This window comes from Bacillus sp. GbtcB14 (genome assembly GCF_019091205.1).
Classification (GTDB): Bacteria; Bacillota; Bacilli; order Bacillales; family Bacillaceae_G; genus Bacillus_A; species Bacillus_A cereus_AG.
In genome coordinates this window covers 606,138-631,217 of record NZ_JAGXJT010000002.1, presented here as the reverse complement: position 1 = coordinate 631,217, position 25,080 = coordinate 606,138, and the positions used below count along the sequence as shown (strand labels likewise).

The following is a 25,080-nucleotide window of genomic DNA, read 5'->3' as shown; positions in this document are numbered from 1 at the left end:
AAGGAGATTGCTATCTTATAAGATAGCAATCTCCTTTTTTTATATAAAACTTATTTACTTGCATTCATTGCTTTATCTTTTGCACCAAAAGTGTATTTTAACATTGGTGGTGTTATCATAGTAGTTAAAATAACGACGATAACGATTGCTGTAAAGTAATCTTGTGCTAATAGACCTGATGAAAGTCCTGTACCTGCGATGATAAGTGCAACTTCACCACGAGAAACCATACCAGCACCGATAATAGCAGAAGACTTAGCGTCAAATCCAGTCATTCGTGCACCAACACCACAACCAATTAGTTTCGTTAATACAGCGATAACCGTTAATGCTAAGATGAACCAAATTTGATCGCCAATACCGTCAAATGTAATATTCATACCGATACTTACGAAGAATACTGGAACGAACATAGCGTAAGCGATTGGTTCTACTTTCTTTTCTACTTCATGTTTGTAGTTCGTTTGAGAAATAGCGATACCAGCTGCGAAAGCACCGATAATACCAGCAATTCCTAATAGTTCGCCGAAATATGCGAATGAGAAACAGATGATAAGAGCCGCACTCACGATAGACTCAGATACGCGTAGTGGTGATAACCAGCGCATAATCGCAGGAACACCTTTCCATCCGATTAAAATAATAGAAGCGAAGAATACAACTTTCTTCAATATAATCATTGTTAAGTTAACATCGTCTGTACCTAAGAAGCTCATTGCAAATGCTAATAAAATAACAACAAGAATGTCATCAAATACAGCTGCGCCAAGCATAGTTGTACTTTCGCGCGTTTTCATTTTTCCTAAATCGCGAAGTGTTTGTACGGAAATACTAACACTTGTCGCACATAGAAGTAATCCTAAAAATACAGCATTTCCTTGTTCCATTCCGATAACAAGACCAGAAACGTAACCACCTACGAATGGAAGAACGATACCTCCAAGGGCAACAGCTAAAGAGGAATTACGATTTGCGTTTAATTCATCTAAGTCTGTTTCAAGTCCTGCCATAAACATTAAAAGAATAACACCGACATTACTTAATTGTGTTAAAAGCTCTGAATTTTCAATCCAACCAAATACAGCTGGCCCGATAACGATACCGACAATTAATTTACCTAGTACAGAAGGTTGGCCTAATCTAACACTAAGATCACCAGCAAGCTTTGTACTTAATAAAATAAGTGCAATTTGAAAGAAAAATTCGAATTCCATCGGATCCTCTCCTCATCATTTTTATTTTTATCATACGATTTCTCGGAATTTGCCTAATGAAAATATGTAAAACCCATTAAACAAAGGGTCTGATTACAAGTTCTTTTGAACTCGTAATTTGAACCTGTAATTAATATATAATAAAATGCATGAAAAATCAATGAAAAAATAGCAGATTTTCATGATAGGATTCGATTTAGGTATGGAGGGTAACTAACTGTTATGATTTATTTAACCAATTATAACCAAAGTTAATTAAATATATCAGTAAGCCCTGCTAGTCAAGTGATTGGCTAGTAGTGAGGGTTAACTGCGGGCAATCCCTAAAGCTGATTGAACTACAACGTGGCTAGAAATGGTGAGCGTGAATGTTGCGAAAGCAGAAAAATCAATCAGATGGTGCAAGGTTAAATCCTAAACACTAGAACAGTGGGTCTTCCGCCTCGAATCGTCTAAGTCAAAATAGATAAGATGATTCGAGGCGATTATCTCGTATAACTGACGAGAGTACACCACAAGCCTATGGTGATGGAAAAATATGCTATCTCTAAGTAGATAAACATATAGTCTGCGCTCATGTGAAAACATGAGAAGTTCATAAGAGAACTGGCTAAGGAATTGCGCCCTTAGTTGAACGAGATAAATTTTATTGAATCTATCAAACTTTATTGAATTTATCGAACGTATGTGCTACGTTGGATTCAATGAGGTGAGAATAATAATGAAATTTTCACGAGTTAGTCAAGTATCGGAATTAACAGGTTTGTATCCTAGTCGTCTTAGGAGAATGCTGGTGGAACACGCTACTATTCAGAAGAACAAATCTTTCATTAAAGGAGTTACATTCTGATGATATTGGCGAAGAAAGTCAGACTGATTCCAACGCCTGAACAAGAAAAAGTGCTTAGAAACCATGCTGGTGCTGCAAGATTCGCTTATAACTATTGTAAAAGAATGAGTGATAGATACTATAAGCTATTTGGAAAATCTGTTTCACAGTTAGCTTTACAGAAACGATTTACAAAGATCAAGAAGCGAAAGAGATATGAGTGGTTAAAAGACATCAACGCACAAGTTCTCAAACAGGCTTCAAAAGATTTTGATACGGCGAGGAAACATTCGTTCAAAAAGTATAAAAACGATTATCACACTTCTTATAAATCCAAAAAAGATGTAATCCAAGGATTTTATGCCAATTATGAAAGACTGATTATAGGAAAGAAAGTAGTTCATATTCAGTCCATTGGAGAAGTGAAAACAAGCCAACAACTACCAAGAAACAAAAAAACATCCAATCCAAGAGTTACCTTTGATGGTCGTCACTGGTGGATTAGTGTAGGGTTCCAAGAAGACTTTGAATCACAAGAACTAACCAATGAGTCGATTGGTGTGGATGTTGGTTTAAAAGAGCTGTTTGTAGCTTCTAATGGTACGAAAGAACGAAATATAAATAAAGATGCCAAGGTTAAAAAGCTTTTGAAAAGGAAAAAATCAGCACAAAGAGATATGTCTAGGAGATTTAAAAAAGGTGTAAAAATTCAGTCGGCCGGATATGAAAAAGCGAAAGCTGAGCACCTGCGGTTATCTAGGAAAATTATGAATATCCGAAATAACCATATCCATCAAGCAACAGCTAAATTGGTGAAAACCAAACCAATGAGGATTGTTGTGGAAGACTTATCTATCTCAAACCTGTTAAAAAACAAAAAACTATCGAAAGCATTTTCCTTTCAAAAATTACACTTCTTCTTTCAATGTTTATCATACAAGTGTGAGAAGTACGGCATTGAGTATGTAAAAGCTGATAAATGGTTCGCTTCAAGCAAGATTTGTTCGTGTTGTGGAGTAAAATATGACCATTCAGTTCAACCAGAAGGACAGTGGAGTTTAAAAATACGTGAGTGGCGTTGTGCTTCATGCAATAGCCATCACGATAGGGATGTAAATGCTGCGATAAATTTATCAAGATGGATAAAATAAATGCTTGATAATAGGAGGTAACGATACTGCCTCGTGTGGAGTGTTATACCCCTCGTCCCTTTGGGGCTGCGAGAACACGATGAAGCACTAACTTGTGTAAATTTGATTGAATTGTATAGATTTAGTTAAGTTTATCGTATCGGAATCACTATATAATAAGAAGAAATAGGGCTACATTTTTATGAATTGGAGAAAGAAATATGTTATTAAATAAACGCTTTACAATTGGAGAAATGGCAAAAATGCATAATATAGCGGAATCTACTTTACGGTATTATGATGAAAAAGGAATTTTTCATCCGTCCATTGTGGACCCGCAAACAAATTATCGTTATTACACAATCGATCAATTTTCACTATTAGATACAATTAAATTTTTACGCCAATTAAATATTCCATTAAAGGAAATTAAGAAATATATTGATGAAAGGAACCCAGCATACGCACTCAATTTACTGGAAAAACAACAAGAAATGATGTTGAAAAAACAAAGAGAAATTGAGTACGCTTTGGCGAAAATGGAGCATAGAATTCATTTAATTAAGGAAGCAACAAAAGCAAAAGCTGAACAAATGGTAATGAAAGAGATCCCACAGCGAAACATTACAGCAATTGCGGTTGCCCCGGATACGACGGATGATATGTTTGAGTACTATATCCATTCGTTGCAAAAAAATATGAAGCAAATGGATGATAGCTTATTTTCTGGAGATATCGGTGTAACAGTTGCTAAAAAAGGATTAATGCAAAATGAGTTCCAAGCGTATAGTAGTGTTTTTATTCTGCTGGATTACATGCCTTTTCAAGTGCATAGTTCAGATGAAATTAAAGAAGGCATGTTCGCTTGTGTATACCATCATGGACCATATGAAGAAACTGATGAAACGTATAAGAAGTTAATAAAATATATTGATCAAGAAGGATACGAAGTAAGTGGAGATGCGATTGAGATTGCATTAATTGATTGGTCTGTAACAGATGACCCAGAGGAACAAGTAACAGAAATTCAAATTCCTATAATGAAAAAATAAAGCGAAAAGTTGTAGGGCTTGTATCATTACAAATTGGCGTTAAACACGATAATTAAGTTACCTATTTTTCAAATTCTCTATTGACCTTCAAGTTACTTGAAGGTTTAAACTAAGGAAAGAGCGTTGAAAAAAAGGAGCATATTAGAGTATGGAAGCAACAGAAAAATTAAGAGAAAAACCGATAAAAAGTTTATTTATTTCTTATTTAATACCAGCCGTTCTAGGAATGGTATTAATGTCAGTTAATATCGTAATTGATGCGGTTATGATTAGTAGAGGAGTTGGAGCAAACGGTTTAGCAGGAGTAAACGTGGCTATTCCAGCGTTTTCAATTTTCTTCTCTATTTCATTATGGATTGGAATGGGCGGGGCAACGTTATATTCCATTGCACTAGGTGAAAATAAAATAGAAAGAGCAAGGTCTATTTTTACGCAATCCATGACGGTAGCAGTAATTATCGTAGGTGTTTTAGCAGCGATTTGTTTATGGAGAATAGAAGATTTAGCATACGTATTCGGTGCAAATGAAGTGATTTTACCGTATGCGCTAGACTATTTACATGTGTTATTAACATTTGGAATGATATATGTTTTAGAAAATATTTTAAGTACATTTATACGTAACGATGGAAATCCTAATTTAGCAATGGCAGGTTTAGTCGTAACGGCTGTATTAAATATAGTGTTTGACTATATCTTTATTTTCATCTTTGGATGGGGTGTAACAGGTGCTGCTTCAGCGACTATCCTTTCAGCGGCGATTGGTTTCCTTGTATTATTAACGCACTTCTTTAGAAAAAGTAGTATTTTAAAATGGACGAAATTCCATTTTGAGTGGAGTACAGTTAAACAAATTATGATAATAGGTTTCCCAAGCTTTACAGCAGAAAGTACAGTAGCGATTGTAACAATCGGTTTTAATATCGCATTCGTTCAATATGCAGGAGAAGTAGGAGTCGCTTCTTATGCGATGGTGAATAGTATTCATGCGATGACATTACTATTATTCTTTGGTGTAGGTGCTGCATTGCAACCAATTGCTAGCTTCCATTACGGGGCAAATTTATCAGAGAGACTGCGCGAAGGATTAAAGTTCGCTGTAAAAATTGCGGTAGTACTCGGTGGTATTGCAATAATTGTCGGATTATTCTTTGGGAAATATATTATTGGTCTATTTGATGTCCAATCTCCAGAGCTATTGGAGTTAACATTAACGGGTATTAGCTTGTTCTTTATCCAATATGTATTTTTAGGCTATAACATTGTGTATGGAGAGTACTTCCAATCAGTGCGACAAACGACAAAATCAGTGCTGATTATAATGAGCCGAGGGTTACTATTTATTATTCCATTATTATGGATTATGCCAAAATTATTTGGGATAAATGGAATTTGGCTCGTTATGCCAGTAGCTGAAGTATTGACAGCGATTATCGTATTTACGATGAATCGTATGAAACATCCTGTTCCATTAAATATGGCGGGAGAGAAAGAAGCGATATAATGAAGAAAATCCCCTTGAACAAGTAAGGGGATTTTTTTATTCTTTTAGACTAATTGCAAAAGATCCATCTGTTTCTTGAACAGATGCGAAAGCAACGCTTTTAATATTAGTGATGCCCTTTTCTTTTAATTCTTTATATAGCCATTTTTCGTCCTTATGAATTAACTTTAAGTTATCGTATTGAATTTGCGAATCAACGATAAGGGCAATTGGTAATCCAGCATACTTAACATCTATGTTTAAATCTTTTGGAGTTAATGGTACAAGTTCACGCTTTGGTAAAATACTAATGGCTCCGTTTGCTTCTAAAATAGCGTATTCAATTTCATGAACACTTGGGTATCCTGCGACGCGAAGGTTAGAAAGTAGTTCAGCAATTGGATATCTACTTTTTTGTAAGTTCTCAAAAATAATATCACCATGTTTAATTAAAATAATGGGGTGCCCGAGAATGAAACGATTTAGTTTGTTGAATAGGCTTAATTTTGTAAGGATTAAATGCAAACAGGTAATAACGACCATACCGAGAAAAGCTTGCAAAGCACCAGAGACTGGTATGGCTTGAAAAGCTAAATAAGACAAAAAGATAATAGCACCAAAATCATGAGGGGTTAGTTGTGCTAAAGCAGATTTACCGAGCATCTTAAGTGATAGTAGAAATAAGATAAAAAAGAACGATACGTTACATAAAAAGAGAAGCAATAGAGACACTCCTTCGTGCAAAGTTGTACTTACTGTTCCCGAAAGGAATATAAATATTACTTTCTAGAGGATAAATTAGGGTGAATTGGAATTTGTCTGTATACAAACAAATAAATGGATATTATGATGAAAGAAGCAAAGAACATAGGAGTATACGGATATGAAAAAAAAGAAAATAATTAAGTATATAATAGGAATTATAATGGTTTGCGCCGTTTATGCGGGATTTTTACAATATAACATTTATAAACATGGGCAAATGAATGCGACCTACGATGCGGATTATATAATTGTATTAGGATCGAAAGTCAACGGAACGAAACCATCATACTCATTGCAATATCGTATTGATAAAGCAGCTGAATATTTACAATCACATGAGAAAACAATTGCTATAGTATCTGGAGGGAAAGGAAAAGGGGAAGATATTTCAGAAGCATTAGCAATGAAAAATGGATTAATGAAACTAAAAATTGCAGAAGACCGAATCATAATGGAAGATAAATCAACGAGTACAGATGAGAATATTAAATTCTCAAAACCGTTAATTCCGGACAATATGAAAAAGGGAATGATCGTAACAAACGATTTCCATATGTTTAGAGCGAAAAAAATAGCAGCAAAACAAGGGTTACAATTAGAAGGTCTTCCGGCCAAAACACCGAAACCAATTGTCATTCCATCGAATATACGAGAGTATTTAGCCATTACGCAATATTGGTTTATGAATCGAATATAGAGAAAAATAATCCCGTCTGGAAATCCAGGCGGGATTATTTTTGATGAAAATCTTACAAAAATGTCATGTTTGTGAAAGGTAAAGCGATAGTTTCTAGAATGGATTCCTGACATAATGAAGATAACAAAAACATTTAGAGGTGAATCGGATGAAAGGAAATAATATATTATCTTCACTATGTTACTTTAGTATCTTTTTTGCACCATTTTTACTACCAATTATCGTGTACTTCGTTGCAGAAGATGAAGTGAAATATCACGCAAAAAAAGCATTTTGGTCACATGTTTCCCCGTATGCAATTTTATTCGGAGGATTAGCGATATCAGGAATATACGGTTTAGGATTCAATCAATCTGACGGTGCTGGAATTGGAATGATGATCACATATGCAGTATTCATTCTTGTAGGGATTTATTACTTCATTTGGAATATCGTAAAAGGTATTAAAGTTTTGAAAACGGCGTAATAAGCCAAGAAATAATTTGCCGTAAATATGTCGGTACTTGCCGGTAAGTCAATATTTTTGAAAAATCGTTCGTATAATTTCATTTACCGTACTAATAGGCGTTTTAAAAAGAGCAATTCAAAAAGAATTGCTCTTTTTGTGCTTATAAGTTGTGAATATTGAAAAAGATATGTTAATTTTTCATTATGAAGAGAAAAAAGGAGTGTTTTTCATGAATGAGATTATACATAAAATGGAGCAACACGTTTCAGTTCGTAAATATAAAGAAGAATCAATTCCGAAAGATGTAGTAGAAAGAATGGTGCAAGCTGCGCAACATGCCGCTTCCTCGCATTTTGTACAAGCCTATTCTGTTATATATGTAACTGATCAAGACCTAAAGGCTAAATTAGCAGAGCTATCCGGAAATCGTCACGTGAAAGACTGCGCAGCATTCTTTGTTTGTTGTGCAGATTTAAAACGACTTGAAATGGCATGTGAAAAACATGGTACAGAAATAAAGCATGAAGGAGTAGAAGACTTTATCGTAGCGACGGTAGATGCTTCACTTTTTGCACAAAATTTAGCGTTAGCAGCAGAATCGTTAGGTTACGGTATTTGTTATATTGGTGGTATTCGAAATAATCCGAGAGAAGTGAGTGAATTGCTTCATTTACCAGATAAAGTATATCCGGTGTTCGGAATGACAGTTGGTGTACCAGATGAAGATCATGGAGTGAAACCACGGTTACCAGTAGCGGCAATCCTTCATGAAAATGGATATGATGAAAAGAAATATGATGAATTATTAAATGAATACGATGAAACGATGAGTGCGTATTATAAAGAAAGATCATCAAACAAGAAAAGCGTAACATGGACGGAATCAATGAGCTCGTTTATGTCTAAAGAAAAAAGAATGCATATGAAAGAGTTTTTAAGTGAGAAAGGATTTAATAAGAAATGAGTAAAAAGGCAGACCTGCATGCAGGTCTGCCTTTTTTTGGAGGAGAAAGATAATTGTCTTCGAATAAGTATAGAGGGGGAGATAATATGAAAAAAGCTTTAATCTTTTTATTTGATGGATTTGCGGAATTTGAAGTGAATATAGCGAGTTTATTTTTGATAAGTAAGGAATTTGAAATAATAACAGCAACTGTAGATGGAAAAAACGTTACAGGAGAAGGTGGCTTCTTGTGTCAACCACATGTCTCTATAGAACATGTTGAAGTAATGGACTATGAAGTGTTTATCGTACCAGGAGGGCATATTTTTCACCATTTAGAAAATGAACAACTTTTATTTATTGTGAACGAATTACATAAGCAAAATAAGTGGATAGCAGGAATTTGTGCAGGAACAGCTCTACTACATGCAGCAGGCGTGCTTAATAAGAAGAAATTCTCAACATCATTAACATCAGATGAAAAACAATTAGCGCATTTACATGAATGGGAATTTAAACAAAATAAAGATGTAACTGTTGATGGAAAAATCATAACAGCGGTAGGGTCTGCGTACGTTGAATTTGCTGCTGAAATAATGAAGCAGCTCAATTTATTTAACGAAGCTGAAGTGAAGGAGAACTTGCAATACTTTAAAAATGTAATAGAGATTTGTGATGAAACGTTAGTATAAGTGAATAATTTAATTGTTAATACCTAAGTTCAGAATGTAGATATCACTTTCTGAACTTAGGTATTTTATTTGTTATCCTATACATAGGAATAAAAATTAATAAATTTTTACAAAAGTGATAGAAAATGAGAATGAAATGCCAATAGTAAGTAAAAGCAGCTGCTAAAGGGGAACTGAGGAAGGAAGATGTTTATGATTTTCGATTCTGAAGAGGATTTAATTATAGCTATGAAAAAACGCGATCAAGATGCTTTGAAAGAAGTGATTGATCAATATGGAAAATTAATTTTGTACATTATTCATAAATCATTAAGTACCCCTATTGAAAAACAATATGTGGATGATTGTTATAATGATGTATTTACTGTCATTTGGTTTCATATCGACCAATTTGATATAGAAAAGGGCAACTTAAAATCTTGGATGATTGGTATTACTAAATTAAAGGCATTGGAATATAAAAAGAAAGTATATAAAGAGAATAAAATCGATAAAGATGTAGAAGTAGATACAGGTATCCATGATAGGTATGAAATAGAACAAGAAGAAGAGATTATGAAAATCGTACAAGATTTAAATACGAAGGATCGATATATCTTTTTAAAGAGGTATATTGATGGATATTCCATTGACGATATTGCAAAAGAATTAAAAGTAACGGCTGATTATATATACAATCGAATTTCTCGTGGGAAGAAAAAACTTCAAAAACTGTGGAAAGGGAGTGTGTAATATGGATAAAAGATTATTATCTATGTTAAATGAGCTCCAATATTCAGAAGAAGAAATTGTACGTTTAGAGAAAGAAGCGAATGAGTCTATAAATATAGATAAGTATTATGTGAAAAACGGGGAGTTATTGAAGAAATTAACGGTACAAATGTTGGAAGAATCAGTTCGGAAAGAGTTGCAAGAAGGGGAAGAAATCGAATGTGAAATATTAGTGGAAGAAGGGAGCCTTGTAAATTCTAAAGTTATTCCTAATATATTTACCACAGGTGCTACATTTTATTATTACATTGTTTTAACTAATACAAGGTTACAAATTATAGCGTTAGATTGTTATTTTAAAAGGTTAAATGAATACGATGTACTAGTAAACTCAATTCAAGCAGTTTCGCAACATAAAAAAATGAAAAATGTATATGGAATTAAAATAAATAACAATTATATACAATTAGGAAGTAAAGAGTATAATCAAGAATTAACAATTTTAATTGGAAAGCTAAAACAATGTGGAGTGAAAGAAGAGAGATATAAAGATTTTGAAAAAAGTTGGATGATTTTTTTCAATGTGTTTGTAATAGCGATAGCTGGACTTCTAGTTTTTAAATATTTAATGTGAAAATAAAAAGCGGCAAAATAGCCGCTTTTTATCGTTTAGTTAGTATTTTATTTATGATTTTGTACCTCGGAAATATGTTTCTTATTTTTGATGTGAAATACTCCACTGCACTTAAAAATATAGTAATTACACAATCTAAAGCATCTATTATCTTGAAAAACTTATTTATAACAAATGCAAACTTTCAATAAGAAGATAACCCCCCGTGCAACTCAAAAGGATGTACGTAAATATTTTGAAAATCCGTTGATTAAGCCATTTGAAAATAATCTGACCTATAAACAAACCTAAAAATACAATTGGAATTGCATAAAAACTTGATTTCCAAATTGTTATGTCCGTTCCAGTAAAGAGTATTTGAGTTAGTAAACTAATGAAATATATAAACAGATAAAAAGCTAACGTAGTTGCTCTCAGCTTCTCTTTTTTCGTATCAGTTCCTGTAAAGTACAGTAACAGGGGTGGTCCTGGCATACCGATACTTGTTGTTAAAAGACCGGATAATCCGCCCACTAAGAAATCTCTAGATTTTGTTGATTTAATCTTAAAGTTGCATATTAGCATCAACGTTAATAGTAAGAGGAGGATGCTAATTGCTAATTTAAACGTGTTGATGTTAATGGAAATGAAGATGAAAATACCAAAAGGAACACCAACTATACTACCGAAAATTAACCTTTTCAGTAGTACAAAATCAATATCCATTCTTATTTTCCAAATGAGTGATATGGAAATAATTAATGATAAAATGATATTTATTTGTATAGCTTCTTGTGGTAGAAATAACATGAGTAAGAAAGGTGTTGCCATAATAGAAAAGCCAAAACCTGTACTTGTTTGTAAAATAGAAGCTACTAATATAATACATATGAAAATGAATATAGTATTCAAAAAAGCCCTCCTACATAATTAAATCTAATACATATTTTAACATGAAGTGAAACTTTAATCAGTGGGGGATTCATCCCCACTGATTATTAACCCACATCAATAGGACCTTTACTGCCTGTCTTAATACGAGAAAAAAGCGGCTAAATAGCCGCTTTTTATGTTGCGTTTAATATTCCAATGATGACCCGGTAGCTTTAAAATATTTTTCTCGTGAAGGGGTCATTACCCGGATTGCTAATAAACAGGAAAGGAAAAGAATGAGTAATGAGCTACTGATTACAGTAATTTGGACGGAAAGAAATTGTGCGGATGCCCCAATTGCTAAAACGAAAAAGATTTGGATGAAATTTTTTATTGAGTCAAACACGCTATCGATACGTCCTATCATATGTACAGGGATGTTATTTTGATAAAATGTGATAAAGCCAGTACCAGCAAATGATGAAGAAATGCCCAGTAAAATGAAACCGCCTGCTGCGACTATAAATGAATTTGAAAAGGCGAAAATTACATAGCCTATTGCTGTGAAAATCATACCGAATCCGATACAATGTTGAATCGGTAATCGTTTAGCAAAGAGAGAAACAAGAAATGAACCGAAAATATACGCAGCCCCAGTTATACTAACAAGCATGCTATATTCCATGTTGGATAAAAACAGTACTCGTTTTGTGAATACAACTTCTTGTGAATCGAGCGCCATAGAAACAAGCATAGTCGCTTGAAATAAAACGAATATGAGAATGATGTAAGTTTCAGTTCGAGCGAATGAAAAAACTTGTTTCAAATCACTTCGTAATGTTTGTACGAAAGTATTTGCAACCTCTTCGTTTTGCTTTGTTTGTAATGTAATGTTTGGTAAGAAATAAATGAGAATGGTAGAAAGTAGAAAGGAAAGTGAGTTGCAGTAAATTACAAAGGGTGCTGAGTACATGGTGAGAAGTATTCCAGCAAGGGCTGGACCGATAATAAAAGCCCCGCTTGTACAAAAGTTATTCCAAGCGTTGAATTGAGCGCGTTCTTCAGCTCGTATGAGCATTGTTCTATAAGAAAATGATGCTGGATCGAAAAATGATGTAGCGATGCGAGTTAAAAAGATAAAAATATAAATGGCCCAAATAGAATCAAATAGTGGAATACAGCCAATGAGAGCTGCTCGAATTATATCTGTGATGAGCATAATGGCCCGTTTGTTTAATCGATCTACTATGCTACCAGACCATATTTTTGTAACAACGGTCGCAATTGGACCTACAATCCATAATCCTGCTACAGCAGCAGGTGAGTTTGTGCTATTTAATACCATTATGTTTAGAGCGATGAGATACATAAAATCACCTAAACGAGAAATTCCTGTTCCCGACAATAATAATAATTTATTTTTCATGAATAAATGGCCCTTTCTTTCATTGTTTTTTAATCCTGCAGGAAATAGCGTATTCCTCTTCAGAGTTTGATTGACGAGCGGTTTTGTTTTCCCAGCGTAATAAAACTTGTGTAATCTCCCAAGTAAGCTGTTGTAATTCTTCCGGAGTTAAAAATAAATGAGAAACAATATGACTTCCTGTATTCGTTCCTTCTGTGCCACTTTCTTCAATATAGAAATGAGCAGCTTTTGCTTTATAATATTTTTCAATAATTCCTCGTTTTTCCTTCGTGTCTACTAATTCAAGTAACCCTCCATCATATAAAATTTGAACGTGATAATGTACGCTACCAGCAGATTTGTTTAGTTTAGTAGCGAGTTGCTTTGCAGTAAGTGCTTCATCTTTTAAAAGGTGAAGAATTTGAATGCGAGTTGCATTAGAAATGAGCTTCTGCTGCTCAGCCGAAATAGTAAGTCTATCGTCAAACATAATGGCATCTCCTTTCTTATAATCTAAATTTATTGTACATTCTAAAAAATTAGAACGTAAGGTAAATAAATCGCCTTTTTCCTTTATATTTCGACACAAATAAAAATAGCATGTACATAAACATGCTATTAAGTGATAGTAGATTCTTCACTAAGTTTCCCGCGATAAAACAGGTAAAGCCATATGAAACTTACAAAGATACAGCATATAGCTAGTAAACTACCAATAATTTGAGGAGAAAGTATTTCTAATAGCCATCCTGTAATGAGCATAGATAACTGTATAAGTGAACCATAAATAGAGTAATGAAAGGAAAAAACTTTACCAATCATATTTTCGTGCGTGTACGTTTGAAGTAATGTCGTATCAAGTGGAACGATGATTCCTCCTGCTATGCGCATACAGAGCAATGTAATGATACCGATAATAAGTTGATCAGATAAAATGAATCCGAGAAAGAAAATTCCTTGTAGTAAGTAGGCCCAACCAAATGCTTTTTTCATTTTCTCTTTATTATGAGACAGATAAAGATTAACGAGGAGGCTTCCAAGGATAAGCCCAGCCCCTTGAACCGAATATAAAACTCCAATGTTGGTGTGGAAAATTTTTTCGGCATAGATCGTTAGAAGTAGCTGATAAGCGCCGCCAATAATGCCCCATGAAATGCCGACAAGAATTAATGTCAAAATGATTTTTGTTTGTAGTATGTATGTATAACCATCTTTTATATCAGTAAAAAATGCTTTTTTCTTGTTACAAGTATCATGAGAAGGGATACTCATACTATAAATAAAATAGGCTGAAATAAAGTATGATAGGCTATTTACTAAAAAAGCGAACTCAATATGTAATGATTGTGCAATTATCCCGCCCAAAGAAGCCCCCATAATAGACATAAAACCATTCATTGTACTAGAAAGAGAGTTAGCAGTTACGAAATGATTTTGGTGTACGATATTCTTTAAGGTTGCTTGTTTAGCTGGTTCAAATAAACAAGAAAGTACAGATAAACATATATTAGCAATGAAAATAATTTCAATATTATAGCTTGCGAGTAAGTATGTAAGGACTAGAATTCCCCGTGTAATATCGGTAAAAATCATAATATTCTTTTTAGAAAAACGATCTACAATTCCACCTATGAATGGACTAAGAAGAAGCTGTGGTAAACCTTTACTTATCAAAGTAAGGGCGACCATAAAAGGCGATTCCGTTGTACTATAGACGAATGTTAATAAAGCTACAGTATGAAACCAATCTCCAAGTACACTTAATGTTTGCCCATAAAATAGTTTTTTGAAGTTATTATTTGTTTTCAGAAGTGTGCTATAAGAAACTGACATAAAAGATTAATCCTTATGTAATGATGCTGCTTGAACTTGTTTTTTCCATTCGCTTACATACACTTTCTCTTTTGTAGGAAGGCCAACAGGTAATTGTGCAATCAATTCTAAACTATTTCCATCAGGATCGTTAAAGTATACGGCGGCATGTGCTAATTCTGGAAAAACAATTGGTTCAATTGGTTCCATTCCAAAGTCCTTTCGTGCGGAAATTCCTTTTTGGTTTAGCCAATGAATCGCATTTTCTAAATCATGTAAGCATACTTGAAAGGCGATGTGTCGCAAAGAGGGGTGATAATTCACTTTGTATTCTGTGCCTTCCCAAAGGCCGAGCCAACTTTCATTTTCTTTAATCCAAAAGAAAGCAATATCATCTCCTCTTTTATATAATTTCAGTCCAAGTGATTCATAAAAAGGTATGGATATCTCTAAGTTACGGACAGGTAAATGTGCTTCGTAAAGACCTTTAATCATTGTAATCCTCCTTAATACAAATGTTTCTGATTTCATAATAAACGTTTTTTTTGTAGTTGAAATCACAAAAAAGAGGGACATAACTTCATACGAAAGTATGAAAAAACAGCTCAAATATGAGCTGTTTTCGTATAGTTTTTCGTTCATTTGTTAAGGATAGGATATATTAGTATCCGTATCCGCCGCCACCCCAACAGCTACATCCGATGATGATTAGAAGGATGAATAGTACGATAAGCAAAGCAAATCCACCGCCGAAACCAGCGCAACTTCCACCATAGCTCATATGTTTTCCTCCTTTTAAATAAGTTAATCTATATAATTCATGGACTACTGTATACAGTATGTTCTTTGTGTGGAAAAGGAGCCAGTCTCTTTTGTAATTAGACAAACGCCTGTGTGGTCATTTTAAGTGTATATTGAGCTAGGGATGTATGAATGAATCGTTATATGTTTTACGAATTGTTCATAAAAAAATATAAAATTGTAAAAAAAACCATTTTTATATTTTTTTATGAGAGGATTTGTACTATAATTTTACAAGTAATATTATGGGAAAAGGGAGTTTTAGTAAAGAGATGGAGATGGGACAATTACAAAATAAAATAGAAAACAAAAAGAAAGAGCTAATTCAACTTGTTGCTAGACACGGATTGGATCATGATAAAGTTTTGTTATTTAGCCGAGATTTAGATATACTAATTAATAAGTTTATGAATGTAAAAGATAAAGTACATAAATAAATAATTTGTAGTTTTTTATATTAAGATATTTTATAAAAGAAGGAGAGAACAGTATTTGGAACATTTACAAGAAGAGCTGTATAAACAAATAAAAGAAGAAAAAGGTATCGTTACAATTTTTTTAAAGAGTGGCGTTAGAATAGTAGGAGAAATTGTTGCGATAGATAAATTTACTGTTTTAATGTTAGTTGATGGAAAACAACAACTTATTTACAAGCAGGCTGTATCAACAATAATGAAATAAGACACTCAATATGAGTGTCTTATTTCATTATCTTTTGCAAGCTTCCACGTCAATGCCGGCAGCTAGTAATTTCTTTTCTCCATCTTGCTCAATCATTTTTTGTAATTTAGATAGGAAAGAATCAAAGTTTGTATGCTTTGCCACTTGGAATGTCATTTTATGCTCAATTGGTAGCCACGTATCAATATCAGCTTCGTTATGCTGAATTTTCACCTCAAGCTTATCAAGTGCGTTGGCAACTTTTGCTTCGTACGTTTCTTTCGCTTCAAACTCCATCCATAAATCATATAATTCCTCACCGAGAGAACCTTTTAATGTTCGTTTAATATTTAAAATGGCTTCTTGCTCATTTTTTTGTTTTTGTAATTGTAATTCATGACTATTCATTGTATCAAAAGCAGGAATATCACCAGCTTCTGCCTCGACTAGGTCGTGAATGATAACCATTTTAAGTAATTTTTCAATATTTACTTTTTGATCTAAATAAGGCTCGACTAAAATGGCCATTAGAGACATGCGCCACGTATGTTCAGCAACGCTTTCTTGACGTCCGTTAGAAAGCCAGCTATGTCGCATTTCATATTTTAGTTTTTCTGCTAGTGCAATGACTTGTAAAATGTTATGTTCCATTGTGATCCTCCTCATATTTCCATACTATAATTCTAATATGGAAATGAAATGTGTCAATTCTATGAGTATATTGCGATAAATAGATGATAAGCGTATAATACTTATTATATGTGAAAACGCATTATTAAAATAAAAAAATGTTTTATAAAAATGAAAAGGGAAGGGCAGAAATATGGGAGACGAAAATCAAGTGTTTGCTAGACCAGAAAGAAAAAAAAGGAAGTTTGATATTTCTAGCCCAGTGGGCATAATAGTAGGTTTTGCTATTGTAATAGCGGCAATTATGCTTGGCGGCGGTGGAATAAAAGCTTTTAAAAACTTTTTAGATGTTTCATCTATTTTAATTGTTATAGGGGGAACAACAGCGACAATTGTTGTGGCATATCGATTTGGAGAAATAAAAAAATATACGAAAAGCATTTTTACTGTTTTACATAGAAAAGAAGAAAATTTAGAACAGTTAACAGATTTATTTGTTGATTTTTCGAAAAAGTCTAAAAAACACGGCCTACTTTCTTTAGAAGTTGATGGAGAGCAAGTAGACAATCCTTTTATTCAAAAAGGGATTCGATTAATGTTAAGTGGTTACGATGAAGATGAATTAAAAGAAGTGTTAATGAAAGATGTTGAAACGGAAGTGTATGAGTTAAGAAAGGGAGCGATATTGTTAGATAGAATTGGTGATTTCGCTCCAGCTTGGGGCATGATAGGGACTTTAATCGGTCTTATCATTATGCTTCAAAACTTGCAAGACACATCGCAAATTGGTACAGGGATGGCAGTTGCGATGTTAACGACATTGTATGGATCAGTACTTGCAAATATGATTGCAATCCCTCTTGCTGAAAAAGTGTATCGTGGTATTGAAGATTTATATACAGAGAAGAAGTTTGTTATTGAAGCGATTTCAGAATTATATCGCGGTCAAATTCCTTCTAAATTAAAGTTGAAACTCGATACATATGTATACGAAACAAAGATAAAAAAAGTAAAACGAGCAGCCTAATATTTCAAGGAGTGGTATGGTTATGATGAAACGACCGCAAAAGGGATCGCCTCGTTGGATGACGACTTTTACAGATTTAACGATGTTATTATTAACTTTCTTTGTATTACTAGTTGCTACATCAAAGCAGGATGCAGTAAAATTGTCAAAGATGCTTGAAAAGTTTAGTGACGCGGAGCAAGTAGATGCGAAAGTAATGGAAAATACAATACTAGATATTTCGCATGAAAAAAATGATGAAAAAATGGTCTCGAAAAAAAGAATGGATGAATTATATAAGAAATTAAAAGCATATGTAGATAATAACGGTATTAGTCAAGTGAATGTATATCGTGAGGATACAGGGGTAAGTGTCGTTATAGTAGATAATTTAATATTTGATACGGGTGACGCAAATGTTAAACCGGAAGCGAAAGAGATAATAAGTCAATTAGTTGGATTTTTCCAATCAGTACCAAATCCGATTGTTGTTGAAGGGCATACAGATAGTAGACCGATTCATAACGACAAATTCCCTTCTAATTGGGAGTTATCTTCAGCAAGGGCAGCTAATATGATTCATCACTTAATTGAAGTGTATAATGTGGATGATAAAAGGTTAGCTGCGGTAGGATATGCAGATACCAAGCCAGTTGTACCAAATGATTCACCGCAAAATTGGGAGAAAAACCGTCGCGTTGTCATTTATATAAAAGAATAGTATATTATTATTTTGATAATAAAATAATAAAAATACGAAAATTCTTTTAAAAAAATATTAAATTTTATCATTTTATTTTGTATAATGAGTGAGAATGATAAGGTGAAATATTAAGATATATTTATACATAGAAGGAGAGAATTAAAAAGAATGGCACATAAAATTTTAGTTGTAGACGATGCGATGTTTATGCGAACGATGATTAAAAACTTATTAAAAAGTAATTCTGAATTTGAAATTATTGGTGAAGCAGAGAATGGAGTAGAAGCAATTCAGAAGTTTAAAGAACTTCAACCGGATATTGTAACATTAGATATTACTATGCCAGAAATGGACGGACTTGAAGCATTAAAAGAAATTATTAAAATTGATTCAAGTGCAAAAGTCGTTATTTGTTCTGCAATGGGACAACAAGGTATGGTATTAGATGCAATTAAGGGTGGAGCAAAAGACTTTATTGTAAAGCCGTTCCAAGCGGATCGAGTAATTGAAGCTTTAACAAAAGTAGCAAACAGCTAATATAGAAGGGGTGCCACAAGGAATCTAAACATTGATAGCGGATATGCGTGTGGCCCCCTTTTTTCTTGCTTTAAAACACTAAATTGTTATACATAAATGAAATGTTTGTTAGACAGGTAGGGGATGAAAATGCAAACAGATCTATTAAATATATTTTTTGAGGAATCAGAAGAACATTTACAATCGCTAAATGAAAATGTGCTAACCTTAGAACAAAATCCCACTGATATGGATGTTGTGGGAGAAATATTCCGCTCAGCCCATACATTTAAAGGTATGTCAGCGAGTATGGAATTTACGGAAATGGCGGATTTAACGCATAAAATGGAAAACGTTTTAGATGAAATTCGTCATGGGAATATAGTTGTAAATGCAGAGATTATTGATGTGATTTTTGAGTGCATTGATAATTTAGAGAAGATGGTTGCAGATGTGCAACAAGGCGGAATGGGCAATATTGATGTAATTACAACTAAGCAGAAATTAGAAGCATTATTGAATGGCAATGTAGAAACTCCTGCGGAATATATTGAGCAAGAACCTATAAATAATGATGCAGCTTCGCATGAAGTGCATATAACTGTTGAGCAACATGCTATTTTAAAAGCAGTACGTGCCATTATGTGTATTGAAGCACTGCAAAATGTAGGTAATGTACAAAAAACAGTTCCAAGTATTGAAGAAATTGAAGCAGATGCTTTCGGGTTTGAGTTCATAGTATTTATGGATACTGATCAAAGTGAAGAAGAATTAAAACAAGTAGTGCTTCATGTTTCTGAAATTGAGAAAGTAGAAGTGAAGCAAGGACATACATTAAAAGAAGTAGTCTCGAAAGAATTGGGTACACAAGAAGCTATGCAGGAAGGTTTACAAGCGGCTACGCATGTGGAATCAACTAAAGAAGTATCGAAGCAATCTGCTAATGCTACACCTGCTAAAAGCGCTGCAAAAACGAAAAATGGTAAAGTGGAAAATCGTTCCATACGTGTTCAATTAGAAAAAATTGAAAGATTAATGAACATGTTTGAAGAAAGTGTAATTGAGCGTGGTCGTATAGATGAATTGGCACAAGCAATTCAAAACAAGGAATTAATTGAGCATTTAAATCGATTAGGCGATATTTCAAAAGATATTCAAAATGTACTACTAAACATGCGTATGGTACCAATTGAAACGGTATTCAATCGTTTCCCGCGTATGGTACGTATGTTAGCGAAAGATTTAGGGAAGAAAATCGATTTACAAATTACAGGTGAAGACACCGAAGTTGATAAAATTGTTATTGATGAAATCGGTGATCCACTCGTTCATTTAATTCGTAATGCAATTGATCACGGTGTTGAAACTGTTGAACAACGTCGTGATGCAGGGAAAAATGAGACAGGTACGATTAAATTAGAAGCGTTTCATAGTGGAAATCATGTCGTTATTCAAATTACGGATGATGGAAATGGAATTCATAAAGGGAAAGTATTAGAAAAAGCGATTAAAAATGGTGTTGTAACAGAATCTGAGGCAAATAAATTAACGGATCGTGAAGTATTTGATTTGATCTTCCAACCAGGATTTAGTACAGCTGAAGTTGTATCCGACCTTTCTGGTCGTGGCGTTGGATTAGATGTAGTAAAACATACGATCCATAGTTTAGGTGGACATTTAATTATTGATTCTGAAGAAGGAAAAGGTAGTACATTTAGAATTGAACTGCCATTAACGTTGTCCATTATTCAATCTATGCTTGTTCAAACGAATGATAAACGTTATGCTTTCCCTCTTGGTAATATTGTTGAAGCAATTCGGATTAAGAGAGAAGACATCCAATCCTTACAAGGAAAAGATGTGTTAAATTACCGTAATCAAATTATTGAAGTGAAGCATTTAAGTACTGTATTTGGTGAAAAAACAGTAGATGAGGCGTTTGCGTCATATGATGGTCAAATGGTTCCTGTGTTAATTGTTCGTAATACACATCGCAGCTATGGACTTATTGTAAACACAATTATCGGTCAAAGAGAAATAGTCCTAAAGTCATTAGGTGACTTCTTTGCAGAGAGTTCTAATTATTTCTCTGGTGCGACAATTCTCGGTGATGGACGAGTGGTCCTCATTTTAAACCCAGAAGGTTTATAATAGGAATGAAGGAAAGCTCCCCACTTGTATACAATTGGGGAGCTTTTTGGTTAATCGTTACGAATCTAAAAGTGGGAATAAATACATATTAACGTTTTATATAATAAGTTTGTTAAAATAAAATGAGAGTTTATATCATTTGATAGAAAAACAGAAATGAGGAGGCAGAGAAAATGCCTGAGCAACACACAAAAGGGGATACGAGCACAATTGTGCTAGAAAAAGAAAATGAGCATTTAACGCCTCAAGAATGCGATATTCTTGGCGAAATTGCAAATATATCATTTGGTTCAGCTTCGACTGTATTATCAACAATCTTAAATAGGCAAGTAAGCATTACTGCTCCTCGCATAGAATTGGTAGATTTATATGATTCAAGCGACGTCGAAGTTCCACACGTTGTATTAAACATTCATTTTACAAAAGGATTAGATATGGAAAACCTTCTTGTCCTTAAGCAAGATGTTGCATTATCCATTGCTGATTTAATGATGATGGGAACAGGTGAAGTGGAAGACGGAAAAGAACTTGGTGAATTAGAGCTAAGTGCTGTACAAGAAGCGATGAATCAAATGATGGGGTTCGCAGCTACATCTATGTCAGAATTCTTTCAAGATACAGTAGATATGTCTCCGCCGACAATTAAAGTTGTAAAGTTATCAGAAGAAATGGAGAAAATTTCTGAGATTGATGGGAATCAAACGATTGTTAAAGTATCGTTTGATTTAAAGATAGATAATCTTGTAAACTCTAAACTTGTGCAAATTGTTTCAGTTGAACATGCGAAACGAATGGTAAATAAATTAATGCAATTATCTGGTGGAGTAGAAGAAAAAGATGAGCCAGCAGAAGTAGTGGAAACTGAGATTGTAGAAGAACAAGTTGAAAAAGAGCATTTAACACAAGAAGAGAAAGATGTCCTTGGTGAAATTGCAAATATTTCAATTGGTTCAGCTTCAACAGTATTGTCAACACTATTAAATCAGCCAGTTACAATTAGTACGCCCAATGTAGAATCAATCAATGTTCGTCATTATGACGGAGTACCAGTCCCGTTTGTTATTTTAAATGTTGATTTTGTTGAAGGACTAAAGAATGAGAATGTATTTGTATTTACGAAAGATGTCGCTTTAACAATGGTAGATTTAATGATGATGGGAACAGGTGAAGTTGATCCGGAGAAGGAGCTTAGTGAATTAGAACTGAGCGGTATTAAAGAAATTATGAACCAAATGATGGGGCATGCTGCGACGGCGATGTCAGAAATGTTTCAAGAAAAAATGGACATGACACCACCAAATGTTAAATTTGTAACCTTAAAAGAAGAAATGGAATATTTGGGAGAGTCAATGAAAGTGGACGAACTCGTTCAAATTACGTTCAACCTTGAAATTGGCGACCTGCTTCAATCGAAAATGTATCAAATTTTACCGATTTCAGAAGCGAAAGAAATGGTAAGAAGACTTCTATATCCAATGGTGGAAGAGGAAGAAGAGATTGTTACGGAAGAAATTGAAGAAGAAAAAATTGTAGAACCTGTTGTGCAACCTATTGAATTTAAAGAAGTAAAACAAATGGAACCAGTATACATGGACACATCCATCCTACAAAATGTAGAGATGAACGTGAAATTTGTATTTGGAAGCACAGTGAAAACAATTCAAGATATTTTAAGTTTACAAGAGAATGAAGCAGTTGTACTAGATGAGGATATTGACGAACCAATTCGTATTTATGTAAATGATGTATTAGTGGCGTATGGTGAACTTGTAAATGTAGATGGATTTTTCGGAGTAAAAGTAACGAAATCGCTATAAGTCGTTGAAATAGGAGTTTGAGTTAGTAGATGAAAAACGTAAAGTTTTTTCTAATGAGCTGGTTATTTATACATATGTGTCTGTTCGTCCCTCTGCAAAGTCAGGCGGAAGAACAAATTGAGCCAGCTCAAAAAATAAATGAAGTGAATATGCAAGAAGAAAACAAAGAAGTGCAAGAGCGGTCAGAGCAAGTGGAAGTGAATCAAGGTAAAGAGCAACAACAAGAAGTAGCAAATGAACAAGAGGTCGAAAAAAAGATAGAGACAGATCAAGGGATTATTACAGTAAATAAGCCGGAATTAAAAGTTGGCGAAGAAGTGCGGGTTATTGTAGAGCCGAAAGAGCAAAATGTTCAAAGTATAAAAGGTATTTTGCGCTTGCCCAAAAACGGCGATCAGTATGAACAAGAAAGAATGCTATCGTTTAAGTATGAAGAGGAAACAAAGCGATGGATTGCTAACTACAAGGTCGAAACTTTTGATTTGCAAGGTGATTGGAATCTGCAGCTCATTCAAAGCTATAAAGAAAATGAGAAAGAAGAACTCACTGAAAATGAAGTGAAAGTCCCGCTCATCCATATAAATAATGAAACGCCGACTATAGATAAAGAGTTACCGAAGTTGCAGAAGGTTACTATTGATGAAGCAACAGAGAACTTAATTGAACGGAAACAAGGCGATTCTATACGTGTGCGAGTGAAGGCAGCAGACAAAGAATCGGTTGTGAAAGAGGTCCGCGTGACATTAAAGGGGAAAGAAAATAAAGAGACTACATTTTTATTAGATTACAATAAGCGCGATATGGATTGGCAAAAAGTATTTGAAATAACGGATGCGTTGCCAATTGGCTCATACGAATTACTTGTAGAGATAGTGGATGCGGCCGGCAATAAACTCGTTGAGGAAAGTGAGTATATCGTTTCTGTTTTGGAGCAAAAAACAGAAGATGATAAAAAGATAGAAGAACGAGAGAATGAAGATAGATTAGAAGATAAGAAAGAAACTGAGAAGCAGGAAGACTCGAAAGTAGAAATCCCGCTTCCAGAAGAAAAACCGCCAGTTGTTCAAATTCCGAAAAAAGAAGAGAAAGTAAACGATCTTATAAAAGAACCATTGAAAGAGAAAGAAAAAATTACTTATGTTATAAAAGAGCCTCTCACAGACAACAAGGAAGTAAATAAAGCGAAGGCTCAAAAAGATAAAGATAATAATAATCAAGTCGTTTCTAAAAAGAAAGAGAAAAAAGAAGAGCCAGAAGAGAAGAAAGAAGCAAATAGCGAACAGGGAATACAAGCTTCTAATGTATTTGCTATCATGTCAGGTTTATTCGTATTGTTTTTAGTTTTAAAAAGTAATAAAGAATGGGGCTAATAATTTCATAGTAGTGGAGGCGCTTAGATGGAGATTAAACGTACGACAATTGAAAATAAGACGCTACAACCATTAAAACAGCCTGCAGCTATTTCGGAACATGAAATCCAGAAAGAACGAAAGCATAGTAATCTAGTGTTTACTGGACAGTCTAAGATTATTTCGAGAAATAATGAAATTGGGATTTTACTTGCGAGTTTAGGTGATGGAAAGGTTATGAAGGAAATGCTTTCTAAAGAGATGGATACAGTATTACAACTCTTTAAAAAGTTACATACGTTATCTGGAGAAGGGAAGCAAACAGAAAAAGTATTTGAACAAGTAATGAGAAGTTTACAAGGGCTTGTTAAGCAGGCGCATATAAAAGAACTTCCTTTGTTAGATGGAACGTATGATTTCGCAGAAGTACAACTATCATTTGGTAGAAAAGTACATATTCCCTTATTAGATGTAAGTGCACTCCTTTCTAGAGTGGAAAGCGATTCGTCAGAAGGAAATATAAATTTAATGGTAACAGTTATTACTGCTTACATAACGAAATTGTCTAACGAAACTATTTTAATTAGCGTTACAGATCGCACTGCTAAAGAGCGGGATGTAAGTGTATGGAGAGCGCTCGCAGAAATGAATATGACACAATTATCACAGGCCCTGAAACAAACGATGCAAGAACATAAATGGTCTATGACATTTCTTTTTCTCTTTGTATGGATTGTTGCTATTATTTTAATTCGAGTTATATAAGAAAATGAACGAAAC

The 25,080-nt window shown here is 33.9% G+C and carries 27 protein-coding genes; 18 read left to right on the top strand and 9 right to left on the bottom strand.

Annotation, left to right across the window (positions count from 1 at the left end):
• Positions 1 to 50 precede the first annotated feature (50 nt).
• Complete coding sequence (locus KVT31_RS08175; protein WP_088095837.1) at positions 51 to 1,214, bottom strand: cation:proton antiporter; 1,164 nt, start codon at positions 1,212 to 1,214, stop codon at positions 51 to 53.
• A gap of 849 nt (positions 1,215 to 2,063) precedes the next feature.
• On the opposite strand from KVT31_RS08175, the gene KVT31_RS08170 reads away from it, so the two are divergent.
• From KVT31_RS08170 to KVT31_RS08160, 3 genes are all read left to right on the top strand, one after another.
• Complete coding sequence (locus KVT31_RS08170; RefSeq protein ID WP_217613518.1) at positions 2,064 to 3,194, top strand: RNA-guided endonuclease InsQ/TnpB family protein; 1,131 nt, start codon at positions 2,064 to 2,066, stop codon at positions 3,192 to 3,194.
• A 200-nt stretch (positions 3,195 to 3,394) separates the two neighbouring features.
• Entirely contained in the window at positions 3,395 to 4,225 is an 831-nt protein-coding gene (locus KVT31_RS08165) for a MerR family transcriptional regulator (RefSeq protein ID WP_088095839.1), read from the top strand.
• Positions 4,226 to 4,373: 148 nt separating this feature from the next.
• Positions 4,374 to 5,729, top strand: coding sequence for an MATE family efflux transporter (locus tag KVT31_RS08160; RefSeq protein ID WP_088095840.1), 1,356 nt, complete (start codon positions 4,374 to 4,376; stop codon positions 5,727 to 5,729).
• A gap of 36 nt (positions 5,730 to 5,765) precedes the next feature.
• On the opposite strand, the gene KVT31_RS08155 is transcribed toward KVT31_RS08160, so the two are convergent.
• Positions 5,766 to 6,431, bottom strand: a complete 666-nt coding sequence (locus KVT31_RS08155) for a DUF421 domain-containing protein (RefSeq protein ID WP_075308853.1) — start codon at positions 6,429 to 6,431, stop codon at positions 5,766 to 5,768.
• Between the two features lie 160 nt (positions 6,432 to 6,591).
• On the opposite strand from KVT31_RS08155, the gene KVT31_RS08150 reads away from it, so the two are divergent.
• The 6 genes from KVT31_RS08150 to KVT31_RS08125 all read left to right on the top strand — a co-directional run bounded on the left by KVT31_RS08150 (position 6,592) and on the right by KVT31_RS08125 (position 10,598).
• Entirely contained in the window at positions 6,592 to 7,170 is a 579-nt protein-coding gene (locus tag KVT31_RS08150; protein ID WP_088095841.1) for a YdcF family protein, read from the top strand.
• Positions 7,171 to 7,318: 148 nt separating this feature from the next.
• Positions 7,319 to 7,636, top strand: coding sequence for a magnetosome magnetite crystal formation protein family (locus KVT31_RS08145; protein ID WP_088095842.1), 318 nt, complete (start codon positions 7,319 to 7,321; stop codon positions 7,634 to 7,636).
• Between the two features lie 211 nt (positions 7,637 to 7,847).
• Complete coding sequence (nfsA, locus tag KVT31_RS08140) at positions 7,848 to 8,582, top strand: oxygen-insensitive NADPH nitroreductase (protein ID WP_088095843.1); 735 nt, start codon at positions 7,848 to 7,850, stop codon at positions 8,580 to 8,582.
• An 86-nt stretch (positions 8,583 to 8,668) separates the two neighbouring features.
• The gene (locus KVT31_RS08135) at positions 8,669 to 9,253 is read left to right on the top strand and encodes a DJ-1/PfpI family protein (protein ID WP_088095844.1); all 585 of its coding nucleotides are present in this window, start codon (positions 8,669 to 8,671) and stop codon (positions 9,251 to 9,253) included.
• A gap of 186 nt (positions 9,254 to 9,439) precedes the next feature.
• A complete protein-coding gene (locus tag KVT31_RS08130; RefSeq protein WP_140392408.1) occupies positions 9,440 to 9,985 on the top strand; it encodes a sigma-70 family RNA polymerase sigma factor in 546 nt (181 codons plus the stop codon).
• A 1-nt stretch (position 9,986) separates the two neighbouring features.
• Positions 9,987 to 10,598: a flagellar motor switch protein FliG gene (locus KVT31_RS08125; RefSeq protein ID WP_140392409.1), complete on the top strand. Its 612-nt coding sequence runs from the start codon at positions 9,987 to 9,989 to the stop codon at positions 10,596 to 10,598.
• A gap of 165 nt (positions 10,599 to 10,763) precedes the next feature.
• Here KVT31_RS08125 and KVT31_RS08120 read toward each other — a convergent pair whose 3' ends face one another.
• The 6 genes from KVT31_RS08120 to KVT31_RS08095 form a co-directional block, all read right to left on the bottom strand.
• Positions 10,764 to 11,489: a sulfite exporter TauE/SafE family protein gene (locus KVT31_RS08120; RefSeq protein WP_088095847.1), complete on the bottom strand. Its 726-nt coding sequence runs from the start codon at positions 11,487 to 11,489 to the stop codon at positions 10,764 to 10,766.
• Positions 11,490 to 11,655: 166 nt separating this feature from the next.
• Positions 11,656 to 12,876, bottom strand: a complete 1,221-nt coding sequence (locus tag KVT31_RS08115; RefSeq protein ID WP_088095848.1) for an MFS transporter — start codon at positions 12,874 to 12,876, stop codon at positions 11,656 to 11,658.
• 19 nt (positions 12,877 to 12,895) lie between these two features.
• Complete coding sequence (locus KVT31_RS08110; protein ID WP_016088550.1) at positions 12,896 to 13,345, bottom strand: ArsR/SmtB family transcription factor; 450 nt, start codon at positions 13,343 to 13,345, stop codon at positions 12,896 to 12,898.
• 128 nt (positions 13,346 to 13,473) lie between these two features.
• Positions 13,474 to 14,688: an MFS transporter gene (locus KVT31_RS08105; protein ID WP_088095849.1), complete on the bottom strand. Its 1,215-nt coding sequence runs from the start codon at positions 14,686 to 14,688 to the stop codon at positions 13,474 to 13,476.
• A gap of 6 nt (positions 14,689 to 14,694) precedes the next feature.
• On the bottom strand, positions 14,695 to 15,162 hold the full coding sequence (locus KVT31_RS08100; protein WP_088095850.1) for a VOC family protein: 468 nt from the start codon (positions 15,160 to 15,162) through the stop codon (positions 14,695 to 14,697).
• 166 nt (positions 15,163 to 15,328) lie between these two features.
• On the bottom strand, positions 15,329 to 15,448 hold the full coding sequence (locus KVT31_RS08095) for a YjcZ family sporulation protein (RefSeq protein ID WP_000120179.1): 120 nt from the start codon (positions 15,446 to 15,448) through the stop codon (positions 15,329 to 15,331).
• A 238-nt stretch (positions 15,449 to 15,686) separates the two neighbouring features.
• Between KVT31_RS08095 and KVT31_RS08090 the strand changes: the two genes are divergently transcribed.
• Positions 15,687 to 15,905 (top strand): aspartyl-phosphate phosphatase Spo0E family protein, encoded by a 219-nt coding sequence (locus KVT31_RS08090; RefSeq protein WP_060630268.1) that lies wholly within the window; start codon positions 15,687 to 15,689, stop codon positions 15,903 to 15,905.
• Positions 15,906 to 15,960: 55 nt separating this feature from the next.
• Complete coding sequence (gene hfq / locus KVT31_RS08085) at positions 15,961 to 16,149, top strand: RNA chaperone Hfq (RefSeq protein WP_000400658.1); 189 nt, start codon at positions 15,961 to 15,963, stop codon at positions 16,147 to 16,149.
• Between the two features lie 27 nt (positions 16,150 to 16,176).
• Here hfq and KVT31_RS08080 read toward each other — a convergent pair whose 3' ends face one another.
• Positions 16,177 to 16,779: an HD domain-containing protein gene (locus KVT31_RS08080; protein ID WP_000400774.1), complete on the bottom strand. Its 603-nt coding sequence runs from the start codon at positions 16,777 to 16,779 to the stop codon at positions 16,177 to 16,179.
• Positions 16,780 to 16,951: 172 nt separating this feature from the next.
• On the opposite strand from KVT31_RS08080, the gene KVT31_RS08075 reads away from it, so the two are divergent.
• From KVT31_RS08075 to KVT31_RS08045, 7 genes are all read left to right on the top strand, one after another.
• Complete coding sequence (locus KVT31_RS08075; RefSeq protein ID WP_088095851.1) at positions 16,952 to 17,785, top strand: flagellar motor protein MotP; 834 nt, start codon at positions 16,952 to 16,954, stop codon at positions 17,783 to 17,785.
• A 22-nt stretch (positions 17,786 to 17,807) separates the two neighbouring features.
• Positions 17,808 to 18,485, top strand: coding sequence for an OmpA family protein (locus tag KVT31_RS08070; RefSeq protein ID WP_088095852.1), 678 nt, complete (start codon positions 17,808 to 17,810; stop codon positions 18,483 to 18,485).
• A 150-nt stretch (positions 18,486 to 18,635) separates the two neighbouring features.
• The gene (locus KVT31_RS08065) at positions 18,636 to 19,004 is read left to right on the top strand and encodes a response regulator (protein ID WP_000940570.1); all 369 of its coding nucleotides are present in this window, start codon (positions 18,636 to 18,638) and stop codon (positions 19,002 to 19,004) included.
• A 129-nt stretch (positions 19,005 to 19,133) separates the two neighbouring features.
• On the top strand, positions 19,134 to 21,134 hold the full coding sequence (locus KVT31_RS08060; RefSeq protein ID WP_088095853.1) for a chemotaxis protein CheA: 2,001 nt from the start codon (positions 19,134 to 19,136) through the stop codon (positions 21,132 to 21,134).
• 173 nt (positions 21,135 to 21,307) lie between these two features.
• A complete protein-coding gene (locus tag KVT31_RS08055) occupies positions 21,308 to 22,951 on the top strand; it encodes a flagellar motor switch protein (protein ID WP_016088543.1) in 1,644 nt (547 codons plus the stop codon).
• A gap of 29 nt (positions 22,952 to 22,980) precedes the next feature.
• The gene (locus KVT31_RS08050) at positions 22,981 to 24,321 is read left to right on the top strand and encodes a transglycosylase (protein WP_088095854.1); all 1,341 of its coding nucleotides are present in this window, start codon (positions 22,981 to 22,983) and stop codon (positions 24,319 to 24,321) included.
• Positions 24,322 to 24,348: 27 nt separating this feature from the next.
• Positions 24,349 to 25,065, top strand: coding sequence for a hypothetical protein (locus tag KVT31_RS08045; RefSeq protein WP_088095855.1), 717 nt, complete (start codon positions 24,349 to 24,351; stop codon positions 25,063 to 25,065).
• Positions 25,066 to 25,080: the final 15 nt, after the last annotated feature.